At 67.3% G+C, this 12,966-nt stretch carries 12 protein-coding genes and 3 pseudogenes; 4 read left to right on the forward strand and 11 right to left on the reverse strand.

Features of this window, described 5'->3' with window-relative positions; genetic code table 11:
• The 6 genes and pseudogenes from ACLJO0_RS11690 to ACLJO0_RS11715 all read right to left on the reverse strand — a co-directional run.
• A pseudogene (locus ACLJO0_RS11690) lies at positions 1-252 on the reverse strand (hypothetical protein); the annotation flags it as partial.
• A gap of 125 nt (positions 253-377) precedes the next feature.
• Positions 378-719, reverse strand: coding sequence for a hypothetical protein (locus ACLJO0_RS11695; RefSeq protein ID WP_410578250.1), 342 nt, complete (start codon positions 717-719; stop codon positions 378-380).
• A 143-nt stretch (positions 720-862) separates the two neighbouring features.
• Positions 863-2,029 carry a non-hydrolyzing UDP-N-acetylglucosamine 2-epimerase gene (gene wecB, locus ACLJO0_RS11700; protein WP_410578252.1) on the reverse strand — a complete coding sequence of 389 codons (1,167 nt, stop codon included), beginning with the start codon at positions 2,027-2,029 and terminating at the stop codon, positions 863-865.
• Entirely contained in the window at positions 2,026-2,550 is a 525-nt protein-coding gene (locus ACLJO0_RS11705; protein WP_410578254.1) for a hypothetical protein, read from the reverse strand. Before ACLJO0_RS11705 ends, wecB begins: the two co-directional genes overlap by 4 nt.
• The gene (locus ACLJO0_RS11710) at positions 2,547-3,896 is read right to left on the reverse strand and encodes a glycosyltransferase (RefSeq protein WP_410578255.1); all 1,350 of its coding nucleotides are present in this window, start codon (positions 3,894-3,896) and stop codon (positions 2,547-2,549) included. Before ACLJO0_RS11710 ends, ACLJO0_RS11705 begins: the two co-directional genes overlap by 4 nt.
• A 5-nt stretch (positions 3,897-3,901) precedes the next feature.
• Positions 3,902-4,564, reverse strand: coding sequence for a hypothetical protein (locus tag ACLJO0_RS11715; RefSeq protein ID WP_410578257.1), 663 nt, complete (start codon positions 4,562-4,564; stop codon positions 3,902-3,904).
• Positions 4,565-4,753: 189 nt separating this feature from the next.
• Between ACLJO0_RS11715 and ACLJO0_RS11720 the strand changes: the two genes are divergently transcribed.
• Together ACLJO0_RS11720 and ACLJO0_RS11725 are read left to right on the forward strand one after the other, a co-directional pair.
• A complete protein-coding gene (locus ACLJO0_RS11720) occupies positions 4,754-5,029 on the forward strand; it encodes an aspartate 1-decarboxylase (protein WP_410578259.1) in 276 nt (91 codons plus the stop codon).
• Between the two features lie 85 nt (positions 5,030-5,114).
• A complete protein-coding gene (locus tag ACLJO0_RS11725) occupies positions 5,115-5,552 on the forward strand; it encodes an SDR family NAD(P)-dependent oxidoreductase (RefSeq protein ID WP_410578260.1) in 438 nt (145 codons plus the stop codon).
• Here ACLJO0_RS11725 and ACLJO0_RS11730 read toward each other — a convergent pair.
• Positions 5,494-6,342, reverse strand: a pseudogene (locus ACLJO0_RS11730) (ion channel); the annotation flags it as partial. The gene ACLJO0_RS11725 and the pseudogene ACLJO0_RS11730 sit on opposite strands and share 59 nt — an antisense overlap.
• Here ACLJO0_RS11730 and ACLJO0_RS11735 point away from each other — a divergent pair.
• Positions 6,274-6,609: pseudogene (locus tag ACLJO0_RS11735) on the forward strand (transposase); the annotation flags it as partial. The pseudogenes ACLJO0_RS11730 and ACLJO0_RS11735 sit on opposite strands and share 69 nt — an antisense overlap.
• A gap of 16 nt (positions 6,610-6,625) precedes the next feature.
• The gene (locus ACLJO0_RS11740; protein WP_410578262.1) at positions 6,626-7,099 is read left to right on the forward strand and encodes a LysR substrate-binding domain-containing protein; all 474 of its coding nucleotides are present in this window, start codon (positions 6,626-6,628) and stop codon (positions 7,097-7,099) included.
• 701 nt (positions 7,100-7,800) lie between these two features.
• Here ACLJO0_RS11740 and ACLJO0_RS11745 read toward each other — a convergent pair.
• The 4 genes from ACLJO0_RS11745 to fadD11 form a co-directional block, all read right to left on the reverse strand.
• Positions 7,801-8,637, reverse strand: a complete 837-nt coding sequence (locus tag ACLJO0_RS11745; RefSeq protein ID WP_410578264.1) for an enoyl-CoA hydratase-related protein — start codon at positions 8,635-8,637, stop codon at positions 7,801-7,803.
• Positions 8,638-9,074: 437 nt separating this feature from the next.
• Complete coding sequence (locus tag ACLJO0_RS11750) at positions 9,075-10,580, reverse strand: aldehyde dehydrogenase family protein (RefSeq protein WP_410578266.1); 1,506 nt, start codon at positions 10,578-10,580, stop codon at positions 9,075-9,077.
• On the reverse strand, positions 10,577-11,050 hold the full coding sequence (locus tag ACLJO0_RS11755; RefSeq protein ID WP_410578268.1) for an SRPBCC family protein: 474 nt from the start codon (positions 11,048-11,050) through the stop codon (positions 10,577-10,579). The genes ACLJO0_RS11750 and ACLJO0_RS11755 overlap by 4 nt, the downstream gene beginning before the upstream one ends.
• A 47-nt stretch (positions 11,051-11,097) precedes the next feature.
• Positions 11,098-12,909 (reverse strand): fatty acid--CoA ligase FadD11, encoded by a 1,812-nt coding sequence (fadD11, locus tag ACLJO0_RS11760; RefSeq protein WP_410578269.1) that lies wholly within the window; start codon positions 12,907-12,909, stop codon positions 11,098-11,100.
• Positions 12,910-12,966: the final 57 nt, after the last annotated feature.

Below are 12,966 nucleotides of genomic sequence, written 5' to 3' on the forward strand. Positions count from 1 at the left end.
CGCGCCGAGCGGGGTGCCTGAGGTCGAGGCGGCCGCGGCCTGCCGGGACAGTTCCTGCTCGATCGGCGAAAGAGCGCTGGCGACCCCCATGAGCACGCCCCAGAACCCCAGGAAGGCCACACTTTCGGCAGGTGTCAGCACCTTCCCGCTGAGGGTGATCAGCGCATAGCCGATTCCCGCGGACACGAACACCGAACTTCCCACGGCGCCCAAGGCCGCGGCGAATCTGGCGAACGGCGAACTCGACTGCAAGTCCCACTCCTTCGACCTGGACTGCACCAACGAGGCATCTACCAGCTCGACGACGACACGCTCACCGACTACGCCCGGCACGTGAAGGACCGACGCGTTGCCACAACCACCCTCACTGCCGCGCTCTATGCGGTGAGCAGACTCTGGGGCGCCGCGCCACACCTGCCCCCAGCCGACCGCATCCCGATGCCACCCTGGGAATCCACTGGGATGCAAGACTTCCTGCCGCCGGCCGAGGGCAGCAACGAGAACAGCACCGCGCCGATCCATCCCGCCGTCATGCCGCTCTTACTGATCTGGGCGATGCGGTTCATCGAGGACTTCGCCAACGACATCATCGCCAGCTGGGCCGAATACCAACGGCTGCGCGCGGGCATCCGCGACCAGGACAACCCGGAGGCCATCACCGGCTTGACCGCACTGCTGCGCCGCCATGACGCCGGACAGCAACCGCTGCCCGGCGTCATGGGCAATAACCGCACCACCCCGGGGCCGGCCAACGCCTATCTCGCCGCACTGCACCACACCAGCACGCACCAAGTCAGCAAGCTGCTCTCCCCACAGGCACGGGACATCCAGCTAGAACTGCGATCACCGATACAGGTCCGCGTCACCGGACAACTGCATGGCAAGCCACGAACCGATGGGACTGGTCCAGCGACAGCCCCATCATCCAAGCTAGTGCCTGCTCCGCCCGGCCAGCCGCATGACCGTCACCGTAGGGATTTGCGGCCGCTGTCGGCACCGAACCGTCGAGGATCTCACCCGCGAGGCGCAGCACCTGATCTTCGTCCGTACCCGCAAGCACCGCACATCCACTCTCGATACCCTCGGCTCGTTCGGTGACCTCACGCAGCACAACCACCGGCACGCCAAATGTCGGCGCTTCCTCTTGAATACCACCGGAATCGGAGAGCACCAGCGCGCAGACGCGCAAGAGCCGGATCAGGTCCGAGTAGTCGAGCGGCCCGGTGACCAGCACCCGCGGTTCGTCTTCAAACGCGGTCTCGACCACGGAGCGCACCCGAGGGTTGGGATGTGCGGGCAACACCACTTCGACATCCGAATACCGACGGAGCAACGTGCGTACGGCGCGTAGCACGGCCGCCATCGGCTCGCCCCATGACTCCCGCCGGTGCATGGTAAACAGGATCAGCCGCCGGGCGCCGGACTTCGTCCTGGCTTCAACGGCGCTTAGCCGCTCCTCCAGAAACGGCCGGTTCGCCCTCGCTACCGCCAACTGGGCATCCACCACAGTGTTCCCGATGACCAGTACCTTGTCTGGCTCGACACACTCGGTGACAAGCGCTCGCGCAGCGCGTTCGGTCGGCGCGAGGTGCAGATTAGCCAGCAATGAAATAAGGCGGCGGTTGGCCTCTTCGGGAAACGGCGACCGCACGTCGGCTGAACGAAGCCCCGCCTCGAGGTGCGCAATCGGGATCCGGCCCCAGAACGCGACCAACGTGGCACCGAGAGCCGTGGCGGTGTCACCTTGGACGACGACCGCGGTGGGCGGACGGAACGACCATAACCGGTCCAACTCCGGTAAAAGATTGCCGTAGAGCTCAGCCTGTCCACCCGTCGCGCGTGGGCAGTCGAGCTCCTCGTCTGGCTTCAGATCGAAAGCGGACAGTGCCTGCCGGACCAGCTCCGGGTGCTGTCCGCTGGCCACGATCACCGGCCTCATTCGTCCTTTGCGGAGCATCGCAAGCGCGACCGGGGCCAGTTTCACCGCCTCCGGCCGGGTTCCCGCGACGAGATGCACCTCGGGTTTCACGTTTCCGTCCTCCTTGTTGTGTTTCGGGCGCGCCGGAGGATGAGCAGGAAGATTCCGAATGCAAGCGCCATCCCGACGAGGCTGAGCAGCGAGCCGACCAGCGAGTGTGTCCAGGCGTAGCCCGTCGGTCCGAAGCGCTGGGTTGCCCAGCCGATCAGCCCGAACCTGATCTCGTTGATCGCGACCAGAACTAGACCACCCGTGGCCAAGCCCGCGAGCGTGCGGGTGAGCGGCAGGCGGTCACTCAATAGCACCACACCAGCAAGCAGCACCAGTGGCGCGAACAGCAGCACGAACGTACATTCCGGGGTGACCAGCAGGCCCTGCGGATCCGGGGTGCCAACGCCGAAATAGACGATCGCCATTTCCGGGTTCACCTCGGTGCCGCCCGCAGTCACCCACGAGACGACAGGTCCTGCGACCCACGCCTCCCAGCCACGGACCACGGTGTTGAACACCACGGCGGTCACGGTCGCGGTGAGCAGGAGTGCCACCGTCGAGTATCTGACGATTGTGGTCATGCTTCCTTCGCCACCGGGCCGGAGAGGACAACTTCGCTATTACGTCTCGTTTTCGCCCATCCATTGCGCCGCAGCACGAGCCGGGTCGCCGCTCGCCACGAAGTCAGGTAGAACACGTAGACATAGCCGACGTACGCAAGCCCCCAGCCGACCGAGCGCGCAAAGGACTTTCCTCGCTCCGACCGGTTCCTGTACAACACGCCCCAGATTGCGAACTGCCCGATCCCGATCAGCAGATACGCAAGCAACAACGCCCACAACCCTTCAGAAAGGGAGGACCACATAGCATCCGGTCGGTCGGCAATCCCGGCCGCGAACACGACGATCGGAATGGGGAAGACAAACGTCCCCAGCAACTGTAGCCACGGCTGGAACAGGTAGTACGACATTTCGAGCACGGCGAGATTCCCGAGGTGGTCCGACCGCCAAAGCCTCGGCAGATACCGCGCGCACTGCATCACGCCCTGACCCCAGCGTGTGCGTTGTGTGACGAACCGACGGAAGTCAGGCAACGCCTCCTGCTCGACCCAGGTGTCTACAGTGAACTCGGTGGCCGAGCCAGCCAGCAGCAGGTGCACTCCAAGCTCGAAGTCCTCGAGCAGCGAGCCGCGCCACGGCCTGCCATCGCCGCAGTCTATATCCCGCAATGCCGAGAGCCGGGTGAATTGTCCGTTCCCACCCATGGCCGCGGTGCCCGCACGGCGGCGCAGTAGTTGCAACGCTGCGATCGGGCCGCGGAACTCCAGGTCCTGCATCCGCACGAGCGTGCGGGCGAACAGATTCTTCGTCCGCCCCCTGCCTGGCAAGGGAGTGCGTGCCGACCGGTTCATCATGCGTACTTCGATCTGCACGGCGCCGACGGCCGCGCGCCCGAACAATCTTTCCGCGGCGAGCACGGCGAGGCAGTTCGAGGCGGGCCTACCGTCGGCGTCGACGACACCCACGATCGTGCGCCCGGCGTCTCTCGTCGTTCCCAGCAAACGCTGGTACGCCGCGTTCAACGCGTCGCCCTTGCCCGTGCGGGCATTCGGCAGCTCACGACTGATCAGGTGGATGGCGTCGTCGGTCGCAGCCAGCCGCGAAACGACCGAGCGGGTGCTGTCTTCGGACGCGTCATCGACGACCCACACATGTGTGCCGGGAAAGGCCACCCGGAGGTATGCGAGCGTGGCTCCGATGACGGCTTCCTCATCCCTGCACGGTATGAGAAAGTGCCACTCGAAATCCTCCGCACTACCCTCCCCGCCTGGCCTCCGACGCAGATAGGTGATCGATAAGACCACCATGTAGCCCAGAAAGACGATGCTGAGTGTCAGTGACAAAGCGACGACGATCGCGAAGACCATTCCCGCTAGATTTCGCCCGCGTTACGGCGACGACGCAGGAAGAACACACCCGCCGCGCCCGCGCCCACCGCCGCCGCACCCGCGCCCACCGAGGTCGATATCACCGGCGTGTCGACGGGTTTGACTCCGGGGTGACACTCGACGTGCCCGGCTTTGAATTCGTGACCCCCGAAGGTCACCCGGAGCGCGTCCACCGAAACACCGCCGTCAGGCAGCTTCTCGGTCACATTCTTCTCGACCTTGACTAGTCCAGGGACAGCGATTTTCGCGGTGCCGGCCCCGCCGCCGGTAGTCACCCCCTCTGGCCCGGCGGTGCACTTCGCCAGCGCCGCGTCGATCTCGAACTCTTTGACCGGGCCGAAGCCCATCGCCACCTTCGCCAATGACGCCTCCGCAGTGGACATGCCGGTCACCGGATCCGCGGTGGTGTGCACGCTGGCGGTCTCACTCCTGAAATACTTCGGCCCAACGGTAAAATCCACGTTTGTCTGTACGAAATCGCGGTCGCGTCCTGACGAAGCCGCCGCGCCATACGGCCCACCACTCGTGCCGACGAGATAGCCGGAAGATTTGGGCTCGGGGGCAGCGTTCGCCGCCGCCGAGAACCCCGCCAGGCCAGTCAGCGCGACGGCGCCGGTCAGCGCCGCAATCATTCGCATCTTGTTCAATCGACCTCCTCAAGTTGATCCGAAAGCCCGAGTCTCGTACGCGAGCGAAGCCGGCGGCAGTACAAAACCTCATCCATCGCCAGTGAATGTTTCCCATGGTCTGCGAACGACACCCCCTTCCGGTACACGGCGTTCACAGCCGGCCGGCTTCGTCCGATCCACCAACACTGGTACACCACCGACAACCTGGTGCTCGGCAACCGGCTGTCCACCTACGTCATCAAGGGCCCGCGTGACAGCGGGGTGATCGGCATCAACGGTGCCGCAGCCCGGCTGATCAGCCCCGGTGACCTGGTGATCATCATCGCCTACGCGGCCGTCTCCGACGCCGAGGCCCGCACCCTGGAGCCCAGCGTCGTGTTCGTCGACGAGCACAACCGCGTGCTCGACCTCGGTACCGACCCGGCCGCCGCGCCGGCGGGATCCGAACTGCGCAGCGGTGCCCTCATGGAAGTCCAGGCATGACCGACCGGATCGCGGTGGTCAGCGGGGGGGTACCCGGGGGATCGGGCAGGAACTGAGTCTGAGACTGGATTCCCTCGGCTACCGGGTGCTCGCGCTGTACCGCGGCGATGAGCGCTCCGCCGAACTGGCCGCGCGGGCCGGCCGCGTCACCCCGGTGCGCCTCGACCTCGGGTTCCCGCCGGGGATCCGGGCCGGGTGCGAGCGGATCCTTGCCGAGCACGGCACCCCGGAGGTGCTGGTGAACAACGCGGGGATCAACCGGGACAGGCCGTTCCTCGAACTCACCGAACAGGACTGGGAACAGGTGGTGGCCACCAACCTGTCGGGGCCGTTCCATCTCAGCCGGGCACTGGCGCCCGGCACGCTCCTCGGGGGTGGCGGCGTGATCGTGAACGTCGGTGCGACCACAGCGATCCGGCCACGGAAGGGCGGCGCGAACTACTGCGCCAGCAAGGCGGGTCTATTGCAGCTACGTAGTAGAGCACGGCCCCGACCGGGAGCTCGGCATCCCAGGCGGGATTGACCACGAGGTCGTCGTCGGTCCGCGCGGCCAGTACCGTGGCCCCGAAAGCACGCCCCAGTGCCAACCGGCATTTCTCGGTACTCAACCTCCCCAGCGACGTCGGCAACGTCACCGAATACGTCCCCGCCCCGCCCGCCGTCATCAGCTCGGAATACACCTCGGTGATTCCCGGCGAGGTCAGTTCTTCAGTGACCATCCGCGGTGTGTGCCACTGCACGCACTTGATCCTCGAATCCACATAGCGGACCAGCTCGGATTTCTCCATGTCCCGCAACGTCACCACAACGTGTGCCGACCGATTCGCATGATCCACGGTCACCGCGACGGCCAGGGCCTCGTTGTCGTCGCGCATGTCGATCAAGACCGTGCCAGCGCCGCCGACGGCGGCCCGGACGAGTACGTCGGCCGCGGTCGGTTCACCTCGGACGAAGTCCACCGGCTGAGACGGCATCGGGTGCACCTGCACGTCGTCGCCTGCGCACAGCACGAGGCCGGTCACCCCGTCGGCGAGCAACTGCGCGACGATCCGCTCGGTGCGACCGGCCGTATAGCCGATCAGGAGCGTGTGCCCGCTCGCCCGAACGGTCTCCATCCCCTGCATCCGCCGTCCCTTCGCCTGTTCGAGCCTGGAAGCGAGCTTGGTGAACACCGTGGTGAGCGTCGCGATCCCGCCGATGATGACATAGGCCCCCACGACGTGCCCTGCCGTGGTCTCCGGCGAGAAGTCTCCGTACCCGACCGTCGCGGCGGTGACCACGAAGTACCACCAATAGTTCCCCGCCCGGACGAGATGGTGATTTCCTTGGCTGTCAAAGGATTGACCACCGGTGAGATGTCCGCGCACCTAGCCGAGGTTTATGGTGCCGAGGTGTCGCGACAGACCATCTCCACTATCACCGACAAGGTGATCGGGGGCATGGTCGAGTGGCAGAACCGGCCGCTGGACCCGGTCTATCCGGTGATCTTCATCGACGCCATTCACGTGAAGATCCGCGACGGGAAGGTCGCCAACCGGTCGACTTACGTCGCGTTGGCGGTGACCTGCGAGGGCCGCCGCCGTCGGCATCGCGCTCTTGTGGGACTACGCGTGGAACCGCGTCGCCGTGGCCGACATCTCGCTGACCCCGCTGCTGGACGATCCGACCGTACTCATCGTCGCCGCCGACCACCGCCTCGCCCGCAAGCGGTACACCACCATGGCCGACCTCGCCGACGAGGACTGGATCGTCCGCGCCCACGACCATCCGGTGGCCGAGGTACTGGAACGCAGCTGCCGCGCGGCCGGGTTCACCCCGAAGATCGCGTTCGAGGCAAACGACTACCAGGAAGCGCAGGCCATGGTCAGCGTCGGGCTCGGAATCGCGCTCGCGCCGAGGACCGCGGTACGGAACCCGAACCCGGACGTCCGCGTCCTCGCCCTCGGCGCCGACGTGCCGGCACGACGTGTCCTTCTGGCGCATCGCCAGGACCGGCTACGCGCACCCGCCGAACTCGCCATGCACCAACTCCTGGTCGACGTCGCACGCGAGTACCAGACCAAGCTCTGACTACCCGCTCTGCGCGATCGCACTCGGTCTGGTGCACAACGAGCAACCAGTTCTAGGAGTCACCGCACCGCCCTTTCTCGAGCACCGATACTCAGCAACGGCTGACTCGACGACAGACCCGCCGGACGGGGTCAACGCCTCGCGAGTTTTGGTTCTGACACGCTTTCCGTGATCGGTTGGTTGGCGAAGAGGTGCGCTTGCGCAGGAGGTCGGGCTTGGAACGGCCGAACATCTGCCGTTTGAGCATCTCGGTCCGGTTTGACGTGCCCTTCGACGACTCTAGATCCGTCCGGCAGCCAGGTTGCGAAGCGGGACGACGCCCATGATGTGCAGCGTTTGGTTGATTCTGCCAAGCGGAACGCATCCGCCGTGTCAGGAGCAGGTGGTCATCCGGTCGTAGCCCAGCTGAGCCTGGTCACGGGCTCCCGCACAGCCCCGGCCTCGTCGACGACAGGCCGGCCGTGCTGGCGGATGCACTGCAGCGCCTTCTCATCCGAGGTGATCTGCCGAGTCACCACCAACCAGGGGTTGCTGCCGGGCGCGATCGCCAGCCGCAGACGCCTCGGCTGACGGCTCATCAATCGTGAGGAGCCGCAGCCGGAACCCTCGGAGTCAGGTAGACCTGTTCGGGCGGGACGAATGACCTCGTTAGGCGTATGGCGACGCTTCCAACACCCGAGGTGCGCTGCTGGCGGGGTTGGTCAGTCTGATCGGAGCGCCGGGACCGACCACGGGAGGAACTGCGGTATGTCGGTGGCGACCGTGCCGGGAAACCTCGGTTCCCGCTTCTGCAGGAACGCCGCGATGCCCTCCATCGTGTCGGGGCTCGCGAACGCGTGCGCGATCAGCTTCGAGTCGAGTCGGAAGGCCGCCTCCGGGGTGTCCTCGCCCTGCATGTGCAGCAGCGTCTGGCGGACGACCGCCGTGGCCACCGGCGCGGTATTGGCGATGAGGTCGCGGGCGATCTCATACGTCTTGTCCAGCAGCGCTTCCGGCTCGACAACCTGTGACACCAGTCCGGCCGCGACGGCTTCCGCCGCGGGGATCAGTCGACCGGTGAGCATCCACTCCTGAGCCCGCGCGAGTCCGACGATCCGCGGAAGGAACCAAGTCGAGCCACCTTCCGGGAACAAGCCGCGGCGAGCGAAGACGAAACCGAAGCGGGCGTCGGACGCGGCGATCCGGATGTCGGCGGGCAGGATCAGGGTGCTGCCGACCCCGACCGCGGCGCCGTGGACCGCCGCGATGACTGGCTTGTTCAGCTTCGTCAGCGGCCTGGTCGCGCGCGACGCGGGTTCCACCCAGTCTGCGGCGGTGAAGTCGTCGCCGCCCTCAGTCAGGTCCATGCCGACGCAGAAGTCCTTGCCGTTGGCGTTGATCACTACGACACGGACGTCTTCGTCGGCGTCCGCGGCGGCGAACGACTTGGGGAGTTCGTCGGCCATCCGGATCGTGTAGCCGTTGCGGGCGGCGGGGCGGTCGAGGGTGATCGTGGCGATCCGGTCCTCCACTGCGTACCTGATGGCTTCGAAAGTCATTGCGCTCCTTGGGAAGTCGTTGCCTTTGCGGCAGGGGCGGCGGCACGACCGGGGACTACTTGGTAGGTCTCGCCTTTCGCGGCCTTCTCGAGCAGCGATGCGAGCGGGCTGAAACGTTCGCCGTAGCGCTCGGCCAATTCGCCGCGCGGGCGGCGAATCCGGCCAGGCCACAGATCGAGCCGATGTTGGCGGCCGGCACGCCGCCTCTGCACCCCTCGGGGGTCGACATGCGGTTCAGACCCAATTCACCCGCGCGCGTGCGGTTCGCGGTCGGGGTGGCCCTGCTCGATGGTTCGGTCCTGGTGCGGCGTCCCCTTCCTGGTGACGTTGGTGCGCACGAGGTCGCGCCGCGGCCAGATCGTCGTCGTCCAGGGAGACCGCGCACTTTGCGGTGACACGCCGATGCCTGCCTTTCCAGTCGATAGTTCCCGGTGCTGTTACCGGTTTCGCCCGTGCAGGAGTGCCGTCAGGACCCGGACGACGCGATCGGTGAACTCGGTGCGGGCGAATGTGGTCAGTGCGAGCGGGGCCGGGAATCGCTGCCTGGTCACGGCCTTCGGGTAGGTGAACTCGCGCAGTCCGTCAGGTCCGTGCACTCGGCCGAAGCCGGATTCGCCGACCCCGCCCAGTGGCAGGGTCGGGATCGTGGCGTAGGCGACGAACGCGTTGACCGCGACGCCTCCCGCCCGGATCCGACGGGCGATCTCCCCGCCGCGCCCGCGCGCGAAGATGGTGACGCCGAGGTGGTATCGGCTGGCGTTGACCAGCTCGACCGCCTGGTCCATGTCGTCGACCTTGGCGATGGTCATCGTCGGCCCGAAGGTCTCCTCGGTGACGGCGAGCGCGTCCTCCGGTACGTCGACCAGGATCGTCGGCTGGACGAACTGGCCGTCGATGGTGTCGAGACCGCCGAGCACCGCACGCCCGCCGCGGTCGAGGGCGTCCTCGATGTGCGCGCGGATGACCGCGACCTGGCTGGGCATGGTGATCGGGCCGATCTTCGCGCCCCCACCCTCGCCTGCGCGCACGTCCTCGGCCTTCGTCAGGACCCGCTCGAGGAACTGGTCGTAGACCAACTCGTGTACGTAGACCCGTTCCACGCCAAGGCAGGTCTGGCCGGCGTTGGACAGGGCGCCCCACACCGCCGCGTCCGCCGCGGCGTCGAGGTCGGCGTCGGCGTCGACGACGAGCGCGTCCTTGCCGCCGCACTCCATCAGGACGGGGGTCAGAGAGCGCGCGCAGGCCGCGAGGACGACCTTGCCGGTCGCGGTCGAGCCGGTGAACCCGATCTTGTCCACACCGGACTCGCACAGCGCCGCCCCGGTAGTGCCCGACCCGGTGACCAGGTGCAGCACCGGGTGCTCCGGCACGGCTCGCTCGAACGCCCGGACCAGCCACTCCCCGACGCCTGGGGAGAACTCGCTGGGCTTGAACACGACCGCGTTGCCGGCGGCGAGTGCGAACGACAGCGACCCGAGCGGGGTGAACACCGGGTAGTTCCACGGGCCGATGACCCCGACCACACCCAGTGGCGCATACTCCAGCGTCGCGGCCTGGTTGATGGTCATCAGGTCACTGGACATCCGTCTGCGGCCCAGGACGCTTCCCGCGTTCTTGGCCGCCCATGCCAAGTGCTGCAGGGCCATCACGATCTCCAGCCGCGCGTCCGACACCGGCTTGCCGACCTCGGCGTTCATCACCTGGGCGAGGATGTCGGCACCGCGGGCGATCTCGCCGCGCCAGCGGTCGAGCATCCTGCCGCGCTCGGCGAAACTCAACGCCGCCCACGCGGGCGCCGCCGTTCGCGCCGCCGCCACCGCGGCCGCGACGTGGGCGGCGTCGTGCTCGGGGTAGCGCGAGAGGATGTCTCCAGTCGCCGGGGAGCGCACCTGGAACGTCGGTGGCGTCGCGGCTGTGGGGAGGCGCACCTGTGCCTTGGTCATCGGGCAACACCCTTCCGCATACTCGGTTCGACCACTTTGCTTATGCCGTGCGCGATGCCGCCCAGGAGCTTCCCGGCGAGCGGAGCGCCCAGCTTCATGGCCTGGCGCAGCGCTGGGGCACCGGTGTAGGCGAAGGTCCACGTGAGCCGGGTTCCGGCGGGGGTCTCGTCGAGACGCAGATCCTCACCGAACGTGGTGAACAGGGGCCGGGTCGCGGCGTCGACGGAGAACGTCATCCGCTTGCCGTCTTCCCAGCGGTAGAACCGTTCCCGTAACGAGACGACACCCGGCCCGAGTGTCACCACACGCGTGGTGCCGACGCCGAATGGGCGTGGGGTGCTCCATTCGACGCCGGTGATCAGGGGCGACCACGACACCAGCGTGTCGCGCGCGGTCAGTGCCGACCAGACCGCGGCAGGCGGCGCGGCGAGCTCGACGACGTGCACATGTCGAGTCGCCGCGGTCGCCACGGCGTCACCTGCGGCATCTCCGAGCGAGTACCAACGAGTCATCGCCGCTACCGGCTCTCGCGGGCCACGGCCTCGTGCACACCGTCGCCGGGCTCAGCGGCATAGAGCGCGTCGATCTCCTGGCCGTACTTGGCGGAGATCGGCTTGCGGCGCAGCTTCATGGTCAGGGTCAGTTCGTCGCCACCCGGCTCCCAGAACGTCGGCAGGATGGTGAATCGCTTGATCTGCTCGACCCGCGACAGCTTCTCGTTGCCCGCCGCGACACCGGCGCTGATCCGGGCGATGACGTCGGCGTCGACGGCCAGGGCCTCGGCGGTGGCGTCGGTGAGCCCGCGCTGCGCGGCATAGGCCGCGGCGCCGTCGATGTCGAGCACGATCAGCGCGGTGTTGTAGGGCCGGTTGTCACCGATCGCGGTGAGCGCGCCCACCAGCGGCGACGCCGCCTTGATCGTGTTCTCGATGTTCGCGGGCGACATGTTCTTGCCCGACGAGCTGATGATCAGTTCCTTCTTGCGGTCGACCACCCGCAGGAAGCCCGCGTCGTCCATGGTGATGATGTCGCCGGTGTGCAGCCAGCCGTCTGCGTCGATCGCCTCGGCGGTCTTCTCCGGCTCCTTGCGGTAGCCCTTCATCAGCAGCGGTCCGCGGATGAGGAACTCGCCGTCTTCGGCGATCTTGCCCTCCATGCCGGGCAGGAGCCTGCCGACCGCGCCGAGCTTGGCGTCGCGCGGGTGTGCCGCGCTGGCCACGCAGGTCAGCTCCGACATGCCCCAGATCTCGGCGATCGGGATGCCGAGACCGGTGAAGAAGGCCAGGGTCTCCGGTGGGATCGGCGCGGCGCCGGACATCGCCCAGCGCGCTTCGTCGAGGCCGATCTTCTTGCGCAGCAGCGACAACACCATCTGGTCGGCCTTGGCCCACTCGGCGGCGTCCTCATCGGACAGCTTCTCGCCCGCGAGTTCGGCGGCGCCTTTCTTGGCCGCGACCGACAGCGCCCACAGCAGGCCCCGCTTGCGGGCCTCGTCCCGCTCCGTGGCCACCCCGAACTCGATGGCCATCTTCAGCTTCTCCCACACGCGCGGGACCGCCCCCCAGAACGTCGGGCGCGTGTCGGGCAGCGCGGCGGCGATCTGGCGCGGATCGGCGACGGTGGTGACCTGAGTGCCGAACACCTCCTGCAGGTACAGGGCGGTGAACCGGTCGGCGATGTGCGCGGTCGGCATGAACGAGGTGACCCGGTCGCCGAACTCGACGTCGAGGACCTCCGCGAACGCGTACGCCTCGTACATCAGGTTCGCGTGGGTGGACTCCACGCCCTTGGGGTTGCCGGTGGTGCCCGAGGTGTAGATCAGAGTGGCGATGTCGTCGGGCCGCACGGCCTGCCAGCCCGCGTCGAAGTCGTAGTTCGCCGCACCGCGCGCGACCAGGTCCGCGACAGTCATCGCACCTTCGGCGAACCCGTCGACGACGACGATGTGGTCGATCTCAGCGCCACTCTCGCGGATCCGCTCGACATACTGGGCCTCGCAGAACACCAGCCGGTTGCCCGCGTTGTCGAAGACGTACTTCAGCTGGGCCGCGGCAAGGGTGTTGTAGACCGAGAACGAAGTCGCGCCGACGTGCTGCGCCCCGACTTCCAGGGGGTAGAACCCGACCTGGTTGGACAGCATCAGCGCGACGACGTCACCTCGCCCGATGCCCAGCGCGGCCAGGCCCGCGGCGACTCGGCGCACCTGCTCGGCGTACTCGCGCCAGGTCAGCGTCTCGAGATCGCCGGGCGTGCGCAGGGCGACCGCATCGGGAGCGACGGCAGCCGTGCGCTGAAAAGCTTCACACAGGGTACTTGGCCGGTCGGTCATCGAAGGCTCCTCGGAAGTCGGCGCTGCCACAGCCGAACAGTACGATGCAACCTTGCG

It is taken from the genome of Amycolatopsis sp. lyj-108 (genome assembly GCF_046549005.1).
Taxonomy (GTDB): Bacteria; Actinomycetota; Actinomycetes; order Mycobacteriales; family Pseudonocardiaceae; genus Amycolatopsis.

What these genes read in the sequence shown, in the direction of transcription:
- ACLJO0_RS11695 (WP_410578250.1), bottom strand. Translation starts at nt 719, where the DNA reads ATGACGCCGGGCAGCGGTTGCTGTCCGGCGTCATGGCGGCGCAGCAGT.
- ACLJO0_RS11705 (WP_410578254.1), bottom strand. Translation starts at nt 2,550, where the DNA reads ATGACCACAATCGTCAGATACTCGACGGTGGCACTCCTGCTCACCGCG.
- ACLJO0_RS11710 (WP_410578255.1), bottom strand. Translation starts at nt 3,896, where the DNA reads ATGGTCTTCGCGATCGTCGTCGCTTTGTCACTGACACTCAGCATCGTC.
- ACLJO0_RS11745 (WP_410578264.1), bottom strand. Translation starts at nt 8,637, where the DNA reads ATGACTTTCGAAGCCATCAGGTACGCAGTGGAGGACCGGATCGCCACG.
- ACLJO0_RS11750 (WP_410578266.1), bottom strand. Translation starts at nt 10,580, where the DNA reads ATGACCAAGGCACAGGTGCGCCTCCCCACAGCCGCGACGCCACCGACG.
- fadD11 (WP_410578269.1), bottom strand. Translation starts at nt 12,909, where the DNA reads ATGACCGACCGGCCAAGTACCCTGTGTGAAGCTTTTCAGCGCACGGCT.